The following is a 19,211-nucleotide window of genomic DNA, read 5'->3' on the forward strand; positions in this document are numbered from 1 at the left end:
TTGGCAGCCCTGTTCGCTGGCCGCGAATGACATTTGATCTTCAGCAGGACATGAATGGTGAATGAGCCTGTGACCGGCATGTTCCGCAAGGAAGCGCTCGAGGCGCGCGGGCGGACCGACGCGCTCGCCTCCACGATCCAGGTCACCAGTACCGGGATGCGCAGCACCCTGGTCGCGCTCGCCCTCGTGACGGTCGGGGCCGTCGCGGCCAGCGCCTATGTGCTGGTGCCGATCCAGATCACCGGCAATGGCGTGCTCATCGATCATTCGGTCCATTCGCAGGCGAGCATCACCCCTTCGGCGAGCGGTCTCATCGAGGCTCTGCTGGTCCGGCAGGGCGAACATGTCGTGAAAGGCCAGCCGGTCGCGCGCCTTTCCTTGCCCGAACTGGCCAATGCCATCCCGCGGTTGGGGGCGCCGCCGAGGCACTGGCGCGGGAAGACCAGGCGATGGCTCGGCTCGCCCGGCTCGATCAGGAGTCGGAAGGCCGCATCAGGGCCTTGAAGGCCGAGAATCTCGACAGCCAGATTGCCAATCTGAGGCGACGGATCGAATGGCTCTGGGACCGCGAACGGGCAGAGGCGGAATTGCTGGCCAAAGGCATCTCCACCGAGACACGGATGATCAAGGCCCGCCTCGCCGTCCAGGATGCGCAGGCGCAGCTCGATTCCACGATTGCCGATCGCCGCGCGCTCGATGCCGCCGCGCAGGAAGCGGAGGCCCGCCGCGAGCGCGAGCAGCTCGAACGCACGCTGAAGATCGATCAGGCCCGGCTGGAACTCGAGACGGCCGAGCGTAATCTCGAATCCCGGCGAGTGGTGAAATCCCCGGTCGATGGTTTCGTCGCGGATCTGCCCGGCCAGATCGGCACCCCGATCGCGCCGGGCCAGCCGCTGGTGATCGTGTCGGCCGAGAGCCACATGGATGATGCCCGCATGCTGGAAGCGGTGGTTTATGTGCCGCTGACGGCCGGAAAGCAGGTCTCCAGGGGTGATCGGGTGCTCTTGGCCCCGGCATCGCTGCATGAAAACCAGCATGTTCGCATTCTGGCTCGCGTGAAGCAGGTTTCCGGCACGGCCTCCTCGCGCGATTCCGTGCTGGCGGCTTCGGGCAACGAACGGCTCGCGGAGCTGGTGACGCGGAACGGGCCGGTCTTCCAGGTTATCGTCGAGCTCGAGCGCGATCCCCGCAACCTTTCCGGGCTTTCATGGACCTTGGGCGGTGAAAGCCGCGCAGTGTTCACGCGCGGCACGCCCGTCGATGCCCGCATCACGGTCGAGCATGCCTCGCTGATCTCGCTCGCATTGCCGGCCCTGCGCGGCATCGCGTTCCGCGAGCCGCCCGGTTGGGCGGGCGACAAACGATGACCTTTCTTGCGCCGCGCCTGCCCGTGATCCTGCAGATGGAGGCCGCCGAATGCGGTGCCGCCTGTCTCGCGATGATCCTGGCGCGGCATGGCCGGCCGATCACCCTGGAAGCTGCCCGCGTTGCCTGTTCCACGGCAGGCGACCGGTTGGATGCCGAAAGGCTGGTGGCAGCGGCCAAAAGCTATGGTCTGGAGGCCCGCGGCCTGCGCCGTGAGCCGGAGACGCTGGAGGACCTCCCCTTACCCCTGATCCTACACTGGAATTTCGATCATTTCGTCGTGCTCGAATCCTGCCGCCGGGGCCGTTTCGTCATTCACGATCCCGCCTCCGGTCGCCGCGTGCTGGACCGGCACGAATTCGGGCAATGCTTCACCGGCATCGCGCTCGTGCTGCAGCCGGGCCCGTCCTTCCGACGCGGGGGACGTTTCTCATCGACAGCGCGACTGCTCCTCGCGGAGGCTGCGCGCGCGCCCGACGCCGTGCTCGGCGCAGCAATACTCGGCCTTGTCGGAATTGTGCCGGGCGTCGCGATAACGGGTGCGATTGCCGTTTTTTCCGATCATGTCATCGGGCAGGAACGCCTCGATTGGGGCGTCGCGGTTCTGGGAATCCTGCTGGTCGCGGGTCTGGCGCAGTTCATGATCGCGATCCTCAACGGGCTCATCGCGTCTGCCTTGCGGGCGAAGGTCGCCACGCATGTCGCGGCCGGCGGCATGTGGCGCGCGATGCACCTGCCGATCTCCTTCTTCGCCCAGCGCAGCGCCGGCGAGATCGTCTCCCGCCTGCGCCGCAGCTCGGATATCGGTCAGATCGTTGCCGGATCGCTGCTGCGGCTCGTGCCGGACGGGATCGCCCTGCTCGGCTATCTCGCATTGCTCGCGGCCTTCGCGCCAACCATCGCGGCGGTCGTTGCGACCGTGGCGCTCGTCAATTTTCTGCTCATGGGAATGCTCGCGGCGCGCATCTCCGTCGTGAATGCCGCGCTTCAGGCCGCCGAGGGCGTCGCGGCGGGAGCGCTCGCCGCTGGCATCGCCGCGCTGGACAATTACCGCCTGCATGGCCGTGAAATGCTTCTGGTGGAGCGTGTCGCGGCCATCGAGGACAAGGCCCTCGAACATGAGCAGCGAATCGGCCAGCTGCGCAGCATCGGCACGGTTGCGCCGCAATTCTCGGCGATGCTGATGATGGCCATCGTGCTCTGCCTCGGCGCCTGGATGGTGATGCAGGGCCAGCTCACCCTTGGCGGGCTGATCGCCTGCCAGGTGCTGGCCGGGCTGCTCAACGCCCCCCTCACCGGCATGGCCGGCGCGATGCCGCACCTCCATGAGGCGGCCGGTGCTTTTGAGCGCCTGCGCGACCTCACGAACTATCCCTCCGCCCGGGCCTTCGAGGCCAGGCGGCCTGCGGCAAACCTGCCTTTGCCCTGCCGGGGGCATTTGCGGCTCGAAGCCATCAGCTTCGGATTTGCGCCGGGAAACCCGCTCTTCCAGGACGTGACGCTCGATTTCGAACCCGGACGCCTCGTCGCCATCATGGGCGCCTCGGGTGCGGGAAAATCGACACTGGCGCGGATCGCGGCTGGCCTGATCGAGCCCCGGGAGGGCCGGGTGATGCTCGATGGCGTGCCGCTCGAGCAATGGCCGCAGGACGAACTGCGCCGGGAATTGGCCTATGTGCCGCAGCAGGCAGCCGTATTCTCTGCCAGCATCAAGGAAAACCTGACCCTGCGTGACGCGATGGTGACCGAGGCGGACCTCGCGGCGGCGTTTGCGCAGGCCGGATTGCAGAATGTGGTGGCGGGCCGTTCCGCCGGCATCGAAACGCTCCTTTCTGGGCATGCGCCGGGGCTGAGCGGCGGCGAGGTGCAACGCCTGGCCCTGGCCCGCGCACTGGCCCGCAAGCCCCGCGTGCTCATTCTCGATGAAACGACAAGTGCGCTTGATTTCGCGACGGAAACCGGGATCCTCGACGAATTGCGGCGCAGCGGCGCCAGCGTCCTGATCGTGACGCATCGGGTGGGAACCGCCATGCGCTGCGATGAACTCGTGCTGCTCGCAGGCGGCGGGCGCATCATACGCGGCGAGGCGAAATCAACGCCGGCCAAGGACGCCACCCTGGCCCGGAGGTGCGCATGAGCGGCGCCGGGGGCATCATGTCACCCACCTTCGAGGCGTTGGCCGAGAATATCGGGCATATCGAGCGGGTTCTCGGCCAGGATTTGCGACGGGCCGAGCACCCGATGCAGCGGCTGATGCGCATCGGGGCCCAGGCACTGGGCATCGAGGCCAGATACCTGCCCATGCCCCATGCCGGTGAAGCAACGGAAGAGAGCCTGCGCCGCATCGGCGAAGCCGCCGGGCTCCTGCTGCGGCCTGTCACGGTCGATGCCAGATCCCTCGCCCATGCCACCGCGCCGATTCTCGTCACGCGGCGCGACACTGGCGAGATGCTGCTTCTGCTGCGAAAGGGCACGCGCCAGCGCATCGTGCATCCCGCTGCGCCGGCCGAGACACGTTGGCTCGAAAAAACGGCCGATCACGGCTTCGAGGATCGCGGCTTCCTGCTGGGGCCGTGCCTGCCCGAAAAGCCCGTCACGCGCTCCGCGCTGGCACTGTTCGGCTGGAAGATGGCGACCAGCGAGCTTGCGGGTTATGCCGGCATGATGGTTCTCGCCGGCCTGCTGATGGCGTTCATGCCGATCCTCGCGGCGCAGATCATCAGCACGATCATCCCCGGCCGCGAGTTGAGGCTGCTCGCCGAGATCGCGTTGATGCTCGCGATGCTGCTTGCCTGCCATGCTGCGGTGCAGCTTGTATCCGGGCTCACGCAGGTGCGCATCGAGGGCAGGCTCGGCTCCATGCTGCACGCCGCCGCGATGAATCGCGCGGTGCGACTGCCGCCGGAAAAGCGCTTGCCCGTTCCACCACCGATCATGGCGCTGGCCATCCGCAGCGTGGAAGGCTGGCATCGCGCGGTCTGGAAGCTGGCGCTTGCCCTTTGGGCGAGCCTGCTCCTGGCCCTGCCGAGCCTGCTGGTCATGGCCTCCAGCGCGCCGGTTGCGGCGCTGGCAGTCTTCTCCGGTGCGGTGCTGATGACCACCCTTTCCGCGAGCATCGTGCTTCTGCAGCAGAGGGCGATTGTTCCTGCGCCGGGCAGCGCGCCCGCGAACTGGAAGGTGACCGCCTATGAGGGTTTCGTGAACATCGAGACCGTTCGCGCGAGCGGCGCGGAACCTTCCGTCTTCAACCATTGGACAGGAGGCTTCGAGACACAGCAGCGCCGCCAACGGGCCTCCTCGCGGCTGGCCGCGATCGCCTCCGGCCTTGCCGCCGCGCTGGAACCGCTGCTGCTGGCGCTGGCCATCGGCGCAGTGATCCTGACGGCCACCACCCTGCCGGGCGAGGCCGGCATTCCCTTCATCCTGGCGACGACGGTGGTCATCGGCGCGGTTCACGCGGGGATCGGCGCAATCGGGCAATCCTTCATGCTCGCGCGGGAACGGAAACTCGCCGAGCCCCTGCTCGCCAGCGTGCCGCTCCGCTCAAGCCGGGGCGAACACCTTCTGGCGCTGAAGGGCGCGATCCGCGTCGTTGCGGCGAGCTATCGCTATCAGGCCGACCACGTGCTCGCGCTCAGCAATGCCAGCATGGAGATCAAGCCTGGCGAATATGTCGGCATCACTGGCCCCTCGGGTTCGGGCAAGTCGACATTGCTGCATGTCATCCTTGGCATGAAAATGCCCGAAACAGGCGCGGTCTTCATCGACGGGGTCGACATCCGCACGCTGGACATGCCGGCCATCCGCCGCCGGATCGGCATCGTGGGACAAGGCGCGAGCCTTTTTCCAGGGACCCTGCGCGAAAACATCGCGCTCGGCCAGCCGATTTCCAACGCGGCAATCCTTGAATGCCTCGCACTTGTTGGCATTCGGGCCGAGGTCGAGGCGATGCCGCTTGGCCTCGGCACGGTCGTGGGCGACGCGAACCCCATGTTCTCGGGCGGCCAGGTGCAGCGCCTGCTCTTTGCCCGCGCGCTGGCGAGCCGCCCGAAAATCGTCCTGCTCGATGAGGCGACCAGCGCGCTCGATCCGGCCGCGCAGGCCATGATCACGCGCTCCCTGCGGGCCCTCGGCATCAGCATCCTTGCCGTGGCGCATCGGCTCGAGACCCTGCAGGCCTGTGACCGCCTCTATGTGATGGATCGCGGCACGATTGTGCAGCACGGCACCTTTGCGGCGCTGGCCAACCGGCCCGGCCTGTTCTCGGATTTGCTGGAATCCGGCCAGTTCCCGACTGATGCCGACTGATCGGCGAACGCAAACGCAAATCAAACTCGGAAGGCGAAGAGCTTGAGGGCTGCGGTGCAATGTTCTGCGAGCTTGTCATGGCGGATGGCTCTGCGGCGCAGGTGCCGGCTTCACGGAGCAAATCCGGGGGCAAGCCTTGCTGAAGAGGCGCTCGACGAAAGCGCGCACCTTGCAGTTATGTTTCAAGAAGCAGATCGGACCCTTGCATTTGGCCTTGGGCGGGCTTCTGGCCCATGCTTTCCTCTCCGCCACCGCCAGGTCAGACCAGAAAGCGCCCGACCGCATCACTCTGGAAACTTCATTCATGACCCGCCGGTCATCGACACGCGGAACGCTGCGAGGCTTGATTGGAACCCCGATGGTGCCGGGCCGTGAGCCTGCCAGATGCCAGGAAAAACTTTCTCGAGCGCAGCCGCCGCATCCTGACCGATCTCGACGATGCCGAACACACGGCCGAAAGCGAACGCGGCGAACCCATGGGGCGTTTCGTCGTGTCCGCGCCGCTGATCTGCGCGTTCATGAACCTTCACCACAAGCTGCGCGGCGAGCTTCAGCTCTCCGGCCGGATGATGAACCTCGTGGAAGATGGCGTGGATGTCGCGATCCGCATCGGCCTTCTCGCCGATCCAGGCGATATCGCTGGCAAGGTGAGTGCCGTCCGCGGCGTGCTCGGGCCTGCGCCGGCCGATCTCGCGACAGCAGACACGCCGGATGACCCCGAAGCGCTGCGCGACCATCGGCTGATCGCCTTCACAGGGCTCACCGCCCAGCGGCAATGGTGATTTCGGCGGCAGGGCGGCCGGATCACCATGGCGCTATCCCGTCAAGTCATTGAATTCGCAACACCGCCCATGACGCTTGACTTGTCTTGCGAAGTGCGGAACATGGATCGGCCAGCGTCTATTTCGAATACTTCCAGACCGTCGTTCGAGAGACGCCAAGCCTGCGCGCGGCCTCCGTTTGATTGCCCCCCGTGGCCTGAAGCGCGGCCGCGACCCGGCTGCGGATGGCCGCCTCGGCGACGGCTTCCAGGGTTTGATCGGCGTCGAGGTCGGATCGGGCGTTCACAGGGGCGCGCTCTGGAAACAGATCTGCCGATGTCAGCACATCATGGTCGCGAAGGGCGGCCGCGCGTTCGATCCGGTTGCGCAATTCTCGAATATTGCCCGGCCATGAATGATCGAGAAGCAAGGGCATCGCTTCGGCCGAAATGGAGAGAGATTGCCCCTCGGGGGCCGAGCCAGCGAGGAACGCGTTCGCGAGCGGAACGATCTCATCCCGTCGCTCTCGCAAAGGGGGAATCACGAGTTCGATCACCGCAAGACGGAAATACAGGTCTTCCCGAAAGGTTCCGGCTTGAATCATGGCCTTCAGATCGCGATGCGTTGCGGCAATCACCCTGCCGCCAAAGGATCGCTGCTCGATCGCGCCGACGGGCCGGTAGGTCTTCTCCTGAAGCAAGCGGAGGAGCTTGGATTGAAGCGCGATTGGCAATTCGGCGATTTCATCCAGAAACAGCGTGCCCTGATCCGCCTCCCGCACCACACCCGGCATCCGGGAGACGGCGCCCGTGAAGGCTCCCTTTTCGTGGCCAAAGAGCAGACTCTCCGCAAGATCCAGCGGGAGTGCCGCGCAATTTAGCGGAACGAAGGGGCCGGAGGCGCAGCGAGAGGCAGCATGCGCGAGGCGTGCAGCCCGTTCCTTGCCAACGCCTGTTTCGCCCAAGAGCAAAAGAGGAAGATCGCTGCGCGCCGCCTTTCCGAGGGTGGCCTCGAAGGCGTTCATGGAACTTGTGCGCTGTTCTCTCCGATCCTTTTCCAGCGCCACGGATTCTGACCCTTGGACCATCTGCTGGATGAGGGTGACGAGCGCGTCGGTATCGACCGGCTTGATGAGGTAGTCACGCGCGCCGGCTTTCACGAGGCGCACGGCCTGTTGAACCTCCCCGAAAGGCCGTCATGAAGATGTATGGGAGAAGCCCCAGGGTTCCCGTGATCTGCCGGAAAACATCCTCGCCGGTGCCGTCCGGGAGGCGCATATCGCTCAGAACAAGGTCAGGCGGAAAGGCACGCGCCTTGCGGATGGCCGAAGCGCCATCCGGTGCAAGGAAGACGTCAAAGCCTTCCAGGCGCAGGCGCTGCGACATCGCCGGCCCGAGCGTGGGGTCATCCTCGATCAACAGGATCTTGGCCCCGTCCCTGCCGCCCATGGCTGGTGCCGAAGAATTCATGGCTGCGCTTCCAGTGGAATTTCAACACGGACGGCGGTTCCGCCCCCGGCATTGCCTTGCACGGAAACGCGCGCATTCAGATCACCCAAGATCGATACGATCGCATCAATCCCGATCCAGCGCGAGCGGATATCCTGCGCGTCCTCGCCCAACAGGCGGCGAATATGGCTTTGCTCCATGCCCGGCCCCTCGTCGCTGACCAGGCATGTGAGTTGTTGCTCCACGATCCGGGCTTCAAGGCAGACGCGCCCGGAACGGGGCGAGACAGCAACCGCGTTGAGCAAAAGGTTGAGCAGAACCTGCCGAACACCACTGGCGGCAAGATTGACCGGGCCCGGCACCTCGATCTCGAAGGCCAGTTCCACCTCCTGCTTTCGGGCCGCCGGTTCCACGAGCAGGCGGATATCCTCGAAATCCTCGCGGGCAAAACGCCTTTCATCCTCGGGCCGGTAGACATTCAGCGTGCGCGTGACGAGCGCATCCAGCGAATCGATGCCGCGAGCGAGAAATTCGAGCGACTCCGCGCGAACCTGGGGGTCACCACCGAACTTCCGCAAGGTTGTCACGGCGGTCGCGAGGCCACCAAGCGGGTTGCGAACCTCATGGGCCAGGGTCGCGGCGAGCCGCCCGAGCGCGGCGGCCTGCGTGCGCTCGGCGATCTCGGCCCTCAACCGGTCCCGGTCGCGCAGGCCATCGATCATCTCGTTATAGGCGGCCAGAACAGGTCTCAATTCCTTGCTCGCCCTTGCCGCAAGCGTCGGGGGTACGGGCTCGGGCCGCCCGGGCGCCATCCTGAAGCAGCGCGAGCAGGCCATCGATGGGGCGCCCCAGGCGGCGCAGGACGAGATAGGTCACGAGCCCGCAGAGGGCGGCGATGATCAGATCCAGCAGCGCAACGCTCCAGAAAAGCCGCCCGCGCGCAGAAATGGTGTCGCTCACATCGAGCGCTGCGACCAGGGCATGTTTCTCATCCGAGGTCGTGCTGCGGCGGACCCAGGCAAGGCCGGCGGAGGAATCCAGCCGGAAGGATTGTGCTCCCGAGGAAATGGATGGCGGGATCGTTGGAGAAGCACCGGTCGCCGTAGAGACCAATGCAGAGCCATGGCTGTCGACGAGATAGAGCCCGACCTCGGCAACGCCTTTCTGGACGGTGAAGGCGCGCCGGAAGCCTGCATCCACGGCCGGCCAATTCTCCGCCTCGATGAAGGGCTGGGTGCTCGCCTTCAAGCCGTCGAGATAGACATTGGCCAGCCGCTCGATCTGCTGGTCAGCCTCCCGGTTGGCCAGGCGAAGCGCCAGTTGCGTGCTGGCAACGGCCACGACGAACACGATCAGCGCTGCAAAGAACGGTAACTTCAAGGCGCTGGCTCGCCGCTCGAATTGCCTGTTGCCCGGTGAAACCATCCTGCGCGCCCCCCTTCGCGGGATGGGTGGCTGATTACGGCAGCAAGATCAAGTCAGCCCGCTCGGCGGCGAGTTCGTCAAGGTCCTCCCGGATGGCGCCAAACCAGCCGCGGCGATGGCTCAGGGTCGGACAGATGACGGCATCGGCACGGGAAAGACGCGCCAGCATCTCAGCCCGGTCCGTATCGAAATCGATGGGGGCTGTGACCTGCACCCGGTAGCCGTGCTGTTCCAGAAGCGCCGCCTGTTCCCGGGCGAGAAAATCAAGCTGGTCGCGCATGCCGCCAATGGTCGTGACCTCGACATCGGCGGACTGCCACAGACCGGTGCGGATCAAGGCATGGGCGAGCCGGCCGGCGCGCGGTGTGAGGGAGACGATCAGCAGGATGCGCCGAACGGAGTGAGGGCGGCGACGCACCCGCAGGACCGGCGCGATCCCCGCAACGGAAAGCTCCGTCGCGATCTCTTCGGTGGGCGAAGCCGGCTCTCCAAGGCGGTCAACACCCGCCGGGACCACAAGGATATCCGCGCCAGCCGCTGCCAGAACCAACATCGGGAAGTTCCGTTCCTAGTGGCGGACCTGGGTCTTGACGTGGCGCGCGAAGCAAAGCTCGTCGAATTCGGCGATGGATTTGCTTGCCCTTTCGCGCATGCGCGTCCGGCGTTGATCACCCAGCCAGCGGGCCCAGGCCATGCCTCCGACCGGGACAGGCCCCGGATGATCGGCCGCATCGGCATCAAGCGCGGAAAGGCCGGTGAGCCGGGCTCCTGCGGCTTCCGCGATATCCAGAGCGGTTGCGGAAGCCTCGGATTGGGACGGCCCGCCAACCAGCCAGGCCGTCAAGGCACGCAGCTGCGTCCGTCCCGGACTGAGCGGAGCGGTGGCGTAGTTCCTGTTTTCGGCTGCACTCATGATGTTTCCTTCCTGTGCGGTCGAATTTCCGAGGGTTGGCGCGGGATCACGATGGGGACGGACCACGCGGCCGGGACTGATATCGAAGACATTGCGGGGAAGAACGCCGCGCAGGGCGTCTGTAAGCGTGCTCGGCGCGATGGGGCCGCCGGAGATGTAGGCGGCCCGGCCGAGGGCATGAGAGGCAATCGGCGAGGTCGCGAGCAGGAAGGCCATGCCGGCCAATCCGGTCAGGATCGCCCCCACGCTGCCGATCGAAAGCCCGACGCCGAGCATCAGGAGACCGGACCCCAGCACGCCGGCCTTTGTCGCGGCATGCATGCGCGTGAAGGGATCCGGCAGGCGCAGCAGGCCCAAGGCGGCAATCGCGACGATCCCGGCACCGAGAAGGATCGCACCACCGGCAAGGATGGCAAGGACCGTGCTCATTCCGTAGGCTCCCGCCCCGCGCTCACGCGCTCGAGAAGGGCGCTGAAGGCTACGGCTGTCAGGAAACCGAAGAGCGCGATCCCGAAGGCGACATCGAGAAAGGCCTGAGACCCGGTCACGCCCGCCACGAGCGCCGCGATGCAGATGCCCAGAAGCCCGAGCATGTCGGTGGCAATCACCCGGTCTGCGGTGGAGGGCCCGCGCAGCAGGCGCCAGCCAACCGCGAGGACGGAAAACGAAACGAGGCCAATCGCGACCCCCTTGCAGAGCATCAGCAGCGTCATGGCAGAACCTCCCGGGCGCGGGCTTCGAGCGTGGATTTCATCGCCGCGATGGCGGCTGCATGGTCCGGGGCGTCCATCACATGCACGTAAAGCTGCGTGGCATCGGGCGAGACCTCGAGGCTTGTGGTGCCCGGGTCAGTGTCACCATGCTGGCAAAGAGCGTGATGCCACCCTCCGAGCGGACATCGAGGGGGACGGCGAGGATCGCGGGGCGGAGCTTCTCCGGCGGGCTCAGCACGGCCTTGATCGTGGCCCAGGCGGAGAGCACGAGTTCTGCAGCAAAGGTGGTGGCCACCCGGACCCAACCGAGGATGGAATGGCGCCCGGGCCGCGCTGGAACAGGATCGGTCATGGCTTGATCTCCGCAAGGCGGGGAGCGTCGGGGCCGAGCACGGCTGCGATATAGGCATTCCGGTCGAGGAGGCTTTCCGCGGCCTCGATCGAGAGCGCCGCGAAGGGCTCGGTGAGAAGACCGATGGTGATGGTCATTCCGCCGAGCACGACGATTGGCGCATAGGTCGCGAGCCGCTCGCGCGCGTTCCAGGGCAGGGGCGACGGCCCATCCTCCGGCAGAGCCTTCCAGAAGGCTTCGTTCCAGATCTTGATCATCGAGTAGAGCGTGAGAACGCCCACCGCGAGCGCGATGCCGGCGAGCCAGTAGGCTTCCGCCTCAAGGCCCGAGCGGATGACAACCAGCTTGCCCCAGAAGCCGGAGAGCGGCGGAATGCCCGCCAGCGACAGGGCCGGAACGAGGAACATCACCCCCAGCAGCGGCTTGATCGCCCAGAGCCCGCCGATCCGTTTCAGGGCGAATGACCCGGTTTCCTGCCGGATCGCCCCGGCCAGCAGGAACAGGTTCGCCTTCACGATGATGTGGTGGACGATGTAGAGAATGCTGCCGGCGATCGCGAGTGGCGTCATCAGCGCAACGCCCACCAGCATGTAGCCAATCTGGCTGATGATGTGGAACGACAGGATCTTCCGGATGTCGTAGTGCATGGCGGCGCCCAGCACCCCGGTGACCATCGTGGCCACCGCGACAGCGAGGAAGACGGGGCCAAAAAACCCAGCCTCATGGGCGAAGACCAGCGTGAAGATCCGGATGATCGCGTAGACGCCGACCTTGGTGAGCAATGCCGCGAAGATGGCCGCCACCGGCATCGAGGCGGTGTGATAGGCGGCAGGCAGCCAGTTGAAGAGCGGGAACAGGGCCGCCTTCGCGCCGAACGCGACCAGAAGCAGCATGCCCACCGCCGCCAGCGCACCCTGGTTCTCGACGGTTGGCGCGATGCGGGCGAGATCCGCGAAGTTCAGCGTCCCCGTCAGGCCGTAGAGCAGGCCCACCGCGAGCAGGAACATCGTGGAGCCGATCAGGTTGAGCACCACGTAGCGGATGCCGCCATCCAGCTGCTCGCGCGTGCGCTCCAGCACGAGAAGGCCAAAGGAGGCGATCAGCATCACTTCGAACCAGACATAGAGGTTGAAGATATCGCCGGTCGAAAAAGAGCCGCAGACACCAAGGATGAGGCTGTGAAAAAGCGGCTGGAACGCGGCGCGGTCGCGCTCGATCGAGGCCGGCCCCAACGCATAGATCGAAACGGCCAATGCCATCAGGCCGGTGATCACCAGCATGATCGCGGAGAACAGGTCGATCACGAGGCTGATCCCGAAAGGTGCGGCCCAGTTGCCCATCTGGGTCACCAGCACCGCGCCATCGGCTGTGCGGGCGAGCAGCATGAGCGCAGCGCCGAGCAAGGCCGCCGAAGCAGCGAGCCCGATCGGCCGTTGCACTTCCGGGCGGTGCCAGAACAGGGCCGTGAGGGCTGCCGCCAGAAGCGGGATCAGGATCGGGGCCACAAGCGGCAGGGCCATCACGCAGCCTCCTGTTTCTGCCGGAAGGCCGGCGCGAGCGGCTCGGGCTGCGGTTTCACCGGACGCGGCTCGGCCTCGTCGACCTCCTCGATCGAGATCGTCGCAAAGGCACCATAGGCCTTCACCACCAGCATCAGCGCGAAAGCCGTGAGCCCGAAACCGATCACGATGGCGGTGAGGATCAGCGCCTGCGGCAGCGGGTTCGCCGCCTCGGCTGCCAGAGCCTTGGCTCCGGGTTCGACAAGCGGCGGCAGCATGGATCCCACGCGCCCGGCCACGAAGATCGCGAGATTGGTGGCCGTTCCCAGGAGCACGAAGCCGATCAGCACTCGCGGCAGATCCCGCGCGAGGAACATGTAGATCGAAGCCGCCGTGAGCATCCCGACCACCACGATGAAGACCGTGCTCATCACGCGCTCTGCCCGCTCTTGTCGAGTTCCACCAACGCGAGGAAAAGCGCGCTCACCGTGCCGATCACTGTGAAATAGACGCCAACATCGAAGACCAGAGCCGTGCTCAGCGGCAGGGTCACGCCCATATTCGGGAACCACCAGAGATGCGTGAGATAGGCCTGGCCGGGCGCGAGCAGCGCCGGAAGGCCACTGGCGAGAGCCACCAGCACGCCGATTGCGCACCAGCTCACCGGCGAAAGCCTCAACACGCGTCGTGCCGCGTCCGGGCCGCGCGCAATCGCGAAGAACAGGATGCCGCCTGCGGCCAGCAGACCTCCGATGAAGCCGCCGCCGGGATCATTATGGCCACGCACCAGCACATAGAGAGAGACGAAGATCGGCACCCAGAGCAGCAGCGGCGCGGATGTCCTGAGGATCAGGGAAGGGTTCATCGGGAGCCCTCGGACTTCGCAAGGTTCGGGGATTGGGACGCCTTTTCGGGCGTTTCGGGCGTCCGCCGGAGCAGGGCCACGACAGCGAAGGCGGCAACGGCCAGCACCGTGATCTCGCCGAGGGTGCCAAGCGCGCGGAAATCCACGAGAATGACATTCACGACATTCCGGCCATGGGCAGAGGGGACGCTCTCGGCCCCGAACCACAGCGAGAGGCGCGGGTCGAAGGGGCTCGCGAGCACCGCGGCCAGCATCAGTGCAACAGCCAATCCGCCCCCGAGCGCAACGGCGAGATCGACCGTCTTCTCGTGGCCCGTCCGAAGGTCGCGACGCCGCAGCGGCAGGCGCATCAGGGCCGTTGCAAGGATCACGACCAGCAGCGTCTCCACCGCGAACTGCGTGAAGGCGACGTCCGGCGCGCCGAAGGACAGGAAGATCAGCGCGGTCGCAAAGCCGACCAGCCCCATGGCCAGGACCGCCTGAATGGAGGTCCGCGCCACCATGACTGCGATCGCGCCCACGACGATCAACAAGGCAATGCCCAGACGCGAATCAACGGGGGCCTCCAACCTTGGCCAGGCAAATCCACCCCGGATGATCAACGTCCCGATGCATGCGGTCGCGATGACAAGAAACAGGGTCCGAATGTAACCGCGCAGCGAGCCGTGCTGGATGCTGGTTGTGACCGTCTCCGCTCCCGCAATCACCTGCGCAAGCAGCCGCTCGTAGCCCGCCGAGGGACCGTATCGGTCCATCGCTTCAAGGCTCCTGAGGCGTGGCACGATCCGCTCCCAGGAAAGATAGAACAGCACGCCGAGGGCCATGGTCGCTGCGCTCAAAGCCAGCACCAGGTTGAAGCCATGCCAGAGCTTCAGCGTGACTTCCGCCGGGCGACCGAGGACGACCGTGACGGCGGGATCAATCAGCGCGTTCCCGAAGGCGGTGGGCAGCCCGCCCGCCACCAGCCCAAGGATCGCGAGCAGGATGGGACCGGCCAGCATGGTCTTGGGCGGATCATGCGGCGCTTGGGTGAAACCGCGCGCTTCGCCGAAGAAAAGCCGCCAGGAGAGCACGCACGCGATGGCCACGGTTGCGGCGTTCACGAGGAAGCTCCCGAGGATCAGGAAAGCGGCGGTCTGGCCCAGTTCCAGCTTGGCTTCGTAGATCAGCTCCTTCGCAACAAAGCCCACGAACGGCGGCAGCCCGGCCATGGAAAAGGCCGCGAGCAGGGCCGCGACGGTTGTGAGCGGCATGTGGCGCCGCAAGCCGCCCAGCGAAGCGGCGTCCCGCGTTCCCGTCTCGTGGTCGATGATGCCCGCGACCATGAAGAGCGCCGCCTTGTAGAAGGCATGGACCACCAGGAAGGTCATCGCCGCGGTGATCGAGAGCGCCGGCGCGATGCCGATCAGCATGGTAAGCGTACCCAGGGCTGTCACGGTCGTGTTGGCCAGCACGCGCTTGAGGTCGGTTTCACGGAACGCCAGAACGGCGCCGGTGACCGCTGTCGCAACCCCGAAGAACGTCAGAATTCCCTGCCAGAGCACCTCGTTCTGGTAGAGCGGGTTCAGCCGGGCGAGGAGGTAGATCCCGAGCTTCACCATCGTGGCGGAATGGAGATAGGCGCTGACGGGCGTTGGCGCGGCCATCGCGTTGGGAAGCCAGAAATGGAACGGAACCTGCGCCGATTTCGTGAAGCAGCCGAGGATGATCAACAGCATCGCCGGTGCTGCGGCCGCATGCGCCAGCACGGCTTCGCGCGCCGAGAGGATGCCCGAGAGGCTGGTCGTGCCGGCCGCAATCGAAACGAGGATAAGCCCCGCAAGCAGGGCAAGGCCGCCGCTGCCTGTCACGAGCAGCGCCTGCAACGCCGCCTTCCGGGCCTTCAGGCTCTCGTGCTTGTAGCCCACGAGGAAGAACGAGGCGAGGCTGGTTAGTTCCCAGAACACGAAGAGCAGAATGACGTCATCGGCCGTCACCGCGCCGAGCATCGCGATCATGAAGACGAGGAGGAAGACCACCAGACGCTTCTGGCGCGGATCGTCCGACAGATAACCATGCGCATAAATGAAAATGAGCGCGCCGATGCCGGAGATGAGCAGGGCAAAGATCAGGCTGAGGCCGTCGAGCCGGAATCCGCCTACAATCCCGAGACTCGTTGATCCCCAGAACGCCGCGAAGAGGCTTCCTCCAGCCGAAATCACCGGCAACATCGGCAGGTAAAGCGCAAGACATGCGAGAGCGGCCACGCTCGCGGCCATAGCGGGCCGACGGATCGGGAGAAGCGCCAGAAGGATCGCACCGGCCACACCGATCATCAGCGGCCCGATCAGGGCAAGGGTTGTCAGGCCAGGCATGGCATGCCCTCTGCTGTCTTCCCTGCTGCCCATGTTTCGGATCGGCTCTTGTTCAAGGCATGGCTCCGCTTTTGTGGAACACAACCTTTCCAAGCAGCGTGCCAAGAACAAAATTCTCTTTATATCAATGTCTTGATTGATTTTTGGCTGCGGTGTCGTTCACGATGCCGAACGTTCCAGCGAAAAAAGCGTTCACAGCGGTGAACACCGATCATTCGGTTCTTTTGAGCGAAGGCACCCTTTTTTGTCGCGCATCGACTCCGTGCGGCGGGCGGATCGACGGGAAGCCGAAGCTCCGAATCACCGGCGGAGCCCTGCGCAAGGTCCTTGCCGGTATTCCGCCCGGGAGCGAGATCAGGCTCATGGCCCATGATCATCGGGCAAAGGGCAATTGTTCCGATCTCGATAGGGTTGCTCCGCCGGGTAAAGCGAAGGCGGGCAGGTGGCATCCGATTTCATGGGTCCTCACCCTGGGCCGTGGACCCATCCCTGCTTAGCCAGATGCGAACGGACGCGAACCGCACGGCGGCGAGGAAATTTTCGGCGGTTTTCTCGAAGCGGGTGGCGATGCGGCGGAAACCGGACCGGAGGGCGAATGGCAGAAAGCGGTAAATGCCGGAAGGATCAGGACAATCACCCGCCAGCATGCCGTGATGGCCAGAGCGCAGCTTAGGCCTGCGACAGAGCTAGAGCATCCGCCCGCCAAGTGGATACCGGTTGGCGGAAAAAGCGGATGCGAAAACAAGAAGACAGAGCGCAAGATCTGATTCAATCAGATCGGTTTGCGCTCTAGCCCTTGACATGAGTCAAAGCTACCCCATTTTTCAGAAAAATCGGAATTTTCAGGATCCAACCCATGACCCTTCCTCCGCTCTGCGAAGCCTTCGTCCTTCATTTCGGCGAGATGGGCAGCCGTTGGGGCATCAACCGCACGGTGGGTCAAATCTATGCGGTGCTCTTCATCGCCGAGCGGCCGCTCTGCGCCGACGATATTGTGGAGCGCCTCGGCATCTCTCGCTCCAACGTCTCCATGGGCATCAAGGAATTGCAGAGCTGGAATCTGCTGCGGCAGCGTTCCATCCCGGGTGACCGGCGTGAATTCTTCCATACGCCCGAGGATATCTACGCCATTGTCCGCACGCTGGTGGATGAGCGAAAGAAGCGCGAGATCGACCCGACCCTCTCCGTTCTGCGCGAATTGCTGATGCGCTCGCCCGAAAGCGAAAGCGAGCGGCATGCGCAGGCGCGCATCCGCGAGATGCATGAACTCATCGAGCTGCTCACGAATTGGTACGCCGATGTGCAGAAGCTCGAGACCGAGCGTCTCATCCAGCTCCTGAGCCTCGGTTCGAAGATCGTGAAGGTGCTGGACATGAAGGACCGGCTCTTCGCGCTGCCCGGCGGCAAGCGCAACCCCGCCGGCAAGGAAGGTTGACGCCCATGGAACCGAATTCTCTGGACCCGATCCTGCTCGCCCGCATCCAGTTCGGCGCGAATATCTCCTTTCACATTCTCTTCCCCACCATCACCATCGCGCTGGGCTGGGTGCTGCTCTTCATCAAGCTGCGCTTCAACGCCACGCAGGACGAGGCGTGGATGAACGCCTACCGGTTCTTCGTGAAGGTGTTCGCGCTCTCATTCGCGCTGGGCGTGGTCTCCGGCATCACCATGAGCTTCCAGTTCGGCACCAACTGGCCGGGCTTCATGGAGCGCGTCGGGAACATCGCCGGCCCGCTTCTGGCCTATGAGGTTCTGACGGCCTTCTTCCTCGAGGCGACCTTTCTTGGCATCATGCTTTTCGGCTTCCGCCGCGTGCCGAACTGGGTGCACACCATGGCGACATTCCTCGTCGCCTTCGGCACCACGATGTCTGCCTTCTGGATCCTCGTGCTGAATTCGTGGATGCACACGCCCGCCGGTTTCGAACTGCGCAACGGCGTTGCGCATGCCACGGATTGGTGGGCGATCATCTTCAACCCCTCCATGCCCTATCGCCTCGCGCATATGCTGCTGGCCTCGGGGCTCACCTGCGCCTTCCTCATCGCCGGTCTCTCGGCCTGGCGCTGGCTGCGCGGCGATCAGGGGCGCGATGTCGCTGTCGCCCTTCGCCTCGGCGTGACACTCGGCGCGGTGCTGATCCCGGTTCAGATCCTCGTGGGCGATCTCCACGGCCTCAACACGCTGGAACATCAGCCTGCCAAGGTGGCGGCCATGGAGGGCAACTGGGAGACGCGTGGAAACGTGCCGCTCGTGCTCTTCGCGATTCCCAACGAGCGAGAGCGGCGCAACGATTACGCGATCGAAATTCCCAATGGCGCGAGCCTGATCCTGAAGCATGATCCCGCCGGCGTGGTGCCGGGCCTGAACGCGTTTGAAGGCAAGCACCCGCCCGTCGCGCCGGTCTTCTATGCCTTCCGCGTGATGGTGGGGATGGGCCTGGCCATGCTCGCGATCAGCTGGGTCGGCAGCTACTTCCTCTGGCGACGCGGGCACCTGCCCCGGCTTCTCGCCTATGGCTTCGTGGCGATGACCTTCTCCGGCTGGATCGCCACGCTCGCCGGCTGGTATGTCACCGAGATCGGGCGGCAGCCCTGGCTGGTGACGGGCGTGCTCACCACCGCGCAGGCCGCTTCAGCCGTGCCTGCCGGCATGATCGGCACGACGCTCGCCATGTATCTCGCGATCTATGTGGTGCTGCTTGTCGCCTATGTCTCGGTGCTGTTCCACCTCGCGAAAAAGGGCGGGAACCCGGCATCCGCCCCGATGCCCGCGCCCACCCGCCTGCAACCGGCGGAGTGACGGCCATGACGCTCATCGCCGATCACCTCCCGCTGATCTTTGCAGGCCTGATGGCGGTATCGATCCTCGCCTATGTCATCCTCGACGGTTACGATCTTGGCGTCGGCATGCTGATGGCGCAGGGCAACCGCGCCGAGCGCGACCGGATGATCGCGACCATCGGCCCGTTCTGGGATGCGAACGAAACGTGGCTGGTGCTGGGGATCGGCCTTTTGCTCGTGGCCTTCCCGGCCGCGCATGGGCTGATCCTCACGCAGCTCTACCTTCCCGTGGCGCTGATGCTCCTCGGCCTCACCTTGCGGGGCGTGGCCTTCGAATTCCGCGTGAAGGCGCAGTTGCGCTATCAGGGCGCCTGGGACTGGGCTTTCATCGGCGGCTCGCTGCTGACGGCCCTCACACAGGGCTACAT

19 protein-coding genes and 1 pseudogene are annotated in these 19,211 nt (G+C 65.2%); 8 read left to right on the forward strand and 12 right to left on the reverse strand.

Annotated features, from left to right (window positions below; all coding sequences use genetic code 11):
- Positions 1-57: 57 nt before the first annotated feature.
- The 5 genes from ACKODO_RS07225 (at position 58) to ACKODO_RS07245 (ending at position 6,455) form a co-directional block, all read left to right on the forward strand.
- Entirely contained in the window at positions 58-504 is a 447-nt protein-coding gene (locus ACKODO_RS07225) for a biotin/lipoyl-binding protein (protein WP_408982773.1), read from the forward strand.
- Entirely contained in the window at positions 450-1,367 is a 918-nt protein-coding gene (locus tag ACKODO_RS07230; RefSeq protein WP_408982774.1) for an HlyD family efflux transporter periplasmic adaptor subunit, read from the forward strand. The genes ACKODO_RS07225 and ACKODO_RS07230 overlap by 55 nt, the downstream gene beginning before the upstream one ends.
- On the forward strand, positions 1,364-3,502 hold the full coding sequence (locus tag ACKODO_RS07235; RefSeq protein WP_408982775.1) for a cysteine peptidase family C39 domain-containing protein: 2,139 nt from the start codon (positions 1,364-1,366) through the stop codon (positions 3,500-3,502). The genes ACKODO_RS07230 and ACKODO_RS07235 overlap by 4 nt, the downstream gene beginning before the upstream one ends.
- On the forward strand, positions 3,499-5,673 hold the full coding sequence (locus ACKODO_RS07240) for an ATP-binding cassette domain-containing protein (protein ID WP_408982776.1): 2,175 nt from the start codon (positions 3,499-3,501) through the stop codon (positions 5,671-5,673). Before ACKODO_RS07235 ends, ACKODO_RS07240 begins: the two co-directional genes overlap by 4 nt.
- 371 nt (positions 5,674-6,044) lie before the next feature.
- Positions 6,045-6,455 (forward strand): LysR substrate-binding domain-containing protein, encoded by a 411-nt coding sequence (locus ACKODO_RS07245; protein WP_408982777.1) that lies wholly within the window; start codon positions 6,045-6,047, stop codon positions 6,453-6,455.
- 118 nt (positions 6,456-6,573) lie between these two features.
- On the opposite strand, the gene ACKODO_RS07250 is transcribed toward ACKODO_RS07245, so the two are convergent.
- The 12 genes and pseudogenes from ACKODO_RS07250 to mbhE all read right to left on the reverse strand — a co-directional run bounded on the left by ACKODO_RS07250 (position 6,574) and on the right by mbhE (position 16,003).
- Positions 6,574-7,602, reverse strand: coding sequence for a sigma-54 interaction domain-containing protein (locus ACKODO_RS07250; protein ID WP_408982778.1), 1,029 nt, complete (start codon positions 7,600-7,602; stop codon positions 6,574-6,576).
- Complete coding sequence (locus ACKODO_RS07255; protein ID WP_408982779.1) at positions 7,574-7,903, reverse strand: response regulator transcription factor; 330 nt, start codon at positions 7,901-7,903, stop codon at positions 7,574-7,576. The genes ACKODO_RS07250 and ACKODO_RS07255 overlap by 29 nt, the downstream gene beginning before the upstream one ends.
- Positions 7,900-8,634, reverse strand: a complete 735-nt coding sequence (locus ACKODO_RS07260) for a sensor histidine kinase (RefSeq protein ID WP_408982780.1) — start codon at positions 8,632-8,634, stop codon at positions 7,900-7,902. The genes ACKODO_RS07255 and ACKODO_RS07260 overlap by 4 nt, the downstream gene beginning before the upstream one ends.
- Positions 8,609-9,262 (reverse strand): hypothetical protein, encoded by a 654-nt coding sequence (locus tag ACKODO_RS07265; protein WP_408982781.1) that lies wholly within the window; start codon positions 9,260-9,262, stop codon positions 8,609-8,611. Before ACKODO_RS07265 ends, ACKODO_RS07260 begins: the two co-directional genes overlap by 26 nt.
- A 79-nt stretch (positions 9,263-9,341) precedes the next feature.
- On the reverse strand, positions 9,342-9,857 hold the full coding sequence (locus ACKODO_RS07270; RefSeq protein WP_408982782.1) for a hypothetical protein: 516 nt from the start codon (positions 9,855-9,857) through the stop codon (positions 9,342-9,344).
- 18 nt (positions 9,858-9,875) lie between these two features.
- Positions 9,876-10,649 carry a monovalent cation/H(+) antiporter subunit G gene (gene mnhG / locus ACKODO_RS07275; RefSeq protein ID WP_408982783.1) on the reverse strand — a complete coding sequence of 258 codons (774 nt, stop codon included), beginning with the start codon at positions 10,647-10,649 and terminating at the stop codon, positions 9,876-9,878.
- Positions 10,646-10,933 (reverse strand): monovalent cation/H+ antiporter complex subunit F, encoded by a 288-nt coding sequence (locus ACKODO_RS07280; RefSeq protein ID WP_408982784.1) that lies wholly within the window; start codon positions 10,931-10,933, stop codon positions 10,646-10,648. The genes mnhG and ACKODO_RS07280 overlap by 4 nt, the downstream gene beginning before the upstream one ends.
- Positions 10,930-11,285 (reverse strand): annotated as a pseudogene (locus ACKODO_RS07285) (Na+/H+ antiporter subunit E). Before ACKODO_RS07285 ends, ACKODO_RS07280 begins: the two are co-directional and overlap by 4 nt.
- A complete protein-coding gene (locus tag ACKODO_RS07290) occupies positions 11,282-12,805 on the reverse strand; it encodes a Na+/H+ antiporter subunit D (RefSeq protein ID WP_408982785.1) in 1,524 nt (507 codons plus the stop codon). The pseudogene ACKODO_RS07285 and the gene ACKODO_RS07290 overlap by 4 nt, the downstream one beginning before the upstream one ends.
- Complete coding sequence (locus tag ACKODO_RS07295) at positions 12,805-13,215, reverse strand: sodium:proton antiporter (protein ID WP_408982786.1); 411 nt, start codon at positions 13,213-13,215, stop codon at positions 12,805-12,807. The genes ACKODO_RS07290 and ACKODO_RS07295 overlap by 1 nt, the downstream gene beginning before the upstream one ends.
- Positions 13,215-13,649 (reverse strand): MnhB domain-containing protein, encoded by a 435-nt coding sequence (locus ACKODO_RS07300; protein WP_408982787.1) that lies wholly within the window; start codon positions 13,647-13,649, stop codon positions 13,215-13,217. Before ACKODO_RS07300 ends, ACKODO_RS07295 begins: the two co-directional genes overlap by 1 nt.
- Positions 13,646-16,003, reverse strand: a complete 2,358-nt coding sequence (gene mbhE, locus ACKODO_RS07305) for a hydrogen gas-evolving membrane-bound hydrogenase subunit E (RefSeq protein WP_408982788.1) — start codon at positions 16,001-16,003, stop codon at positions 13,646-13,648. The genes ACKODO_RS07300 and mbhE overlap by 4 nt, the downstream gene beginning before the upstream one ends.
- Positions 16,004-16,859: 856 nt before the next feature.
- Between mbhE and ACKODO_RS07310 the strand changes: the two genes are divergently transcribed.
- The 3 genes from ACKODO_RS07310 to ACKODO_RS07320 form a co-directional block, all read left to right on the forward strand.
- A complete protein-coding gene (locus ACKODO_RS07310; RefSeq protein ID WP_408982789.1) occupies positions 16,860-17,438 on the forward strand; it encodes a GbsR/MarR family transcriptional regulator in 579 nt (192 codons plus the stop codon).
- A gap of 20 nt (positions 17,439-17,458) precedes the next feature.
- Positions 17,459-18,802, forward strand: a complete 1,344-nt coding sequence (locus ACKODO_RS07315; protein ID WP_408982791.1) for a cytochrome ubiquinol oxidase subunit I — start codon at positions 17,459-17,461, stop codon at positions 18,800-18,802.
- Between the two features lie 5 nt (positions 18,803-18,807).
- The coding region (locus tag ACKODO_RS07320) for a cytochrome d ubiquinol oxidase subunit II (protein ID WP_408982790.1) at positions 18,808-19,211 on the forward strand (404 nt) is incomplete at its 3' end.

This window comes from Rhabdaerophilum sp. (assembly GCF_046092605.1).
GTDB lineage: Bacteria > Pseudomonadota > Alphaproteobacteria > Rhizobiales > Beijerinckiaceae > Rhabdaerophilum.

Bases quoted from the DNA above. Each gene is read 5' to 3' on its own strand.
- ACKODO_RS07295 (WP_408982786.1), bottom strand. From the start codon at position 13,215: ATGAGCACGGTCTTCATCGTGGTGGTCGGGATGCTCACGGCGGCTTCG.
- ACKODO_RS07230 (WP_408982774.1), top strand. From the start codon at position 450: ATGGCTCGGCTCGCCCGGCTCGATCAGGAGTCGGAAGGCCGCATCAGG.
- mnhG (WP_408982783.1), bottom strand. From the start codon at position 10,649: ATGAGCACGGTCCTTGCCATCCTTGCCGGTGGTGCGATCCTTCTCGGT.
- ACKODO_RS07240 (WP_408982776.1), top strand. From the start codon at position 3,499: ATGAGCGGCGCCGGGGGCATCATGTCACCCACCTTCGAGGCGTTGGCC.
- ACKODO_RS07300 (WP_408982787.1), bottom strand. From the start codon at position 13,649: ATGAACCCTTCCCTGATCCTCAGGACATCCGCGCCGCTGCTGCTCTGG.
- ACKODO_RS07290 (WP_408982785.1), bottom strand. From the start codon at position 12,805: ATGGCCCTGCCGCTTGTGGCCCCGATCCTGATCCCGCTTCTGGCGGCA.
- ACKODO_RS07280 (WP_408982784.1), bottom strand. From the start codon at position 10,933: ATGACGCTGCTGATGCTCTGCAAGGGGGTCGCGATTGGCCTCGTTTCG.
- ACKODO_RS07310 (WP_408982789.1), top strand. From the start codon at position 16,860: ATGACCCTTCCTCCGCTCTGCGAAGCCTTCGTCCTTCATTTCGGCGAG.
- mbhE (WP_408982788.1), bottom strand. From the start codon at position 16,003: ATGCCTGGCCTGACAACCCTTGCCCTGATCGGGCCGCTGATGATCGGT.
- ACKODO_RS07255 (WP_408982779.1), bottom strand. From the start codon at position 7,903: ATGAATTCTTCGGCACCAGCCATGGGCGGCAGGGACGGGGCCAAGATC.
- ACKODO_RS07235 (WP_408982775.1), top strand. From the start codon at position 1,364: ATGACCTTTCTTGCGCCGCGCCTGCCCGTGATCCTGCAGATGGAGGCC.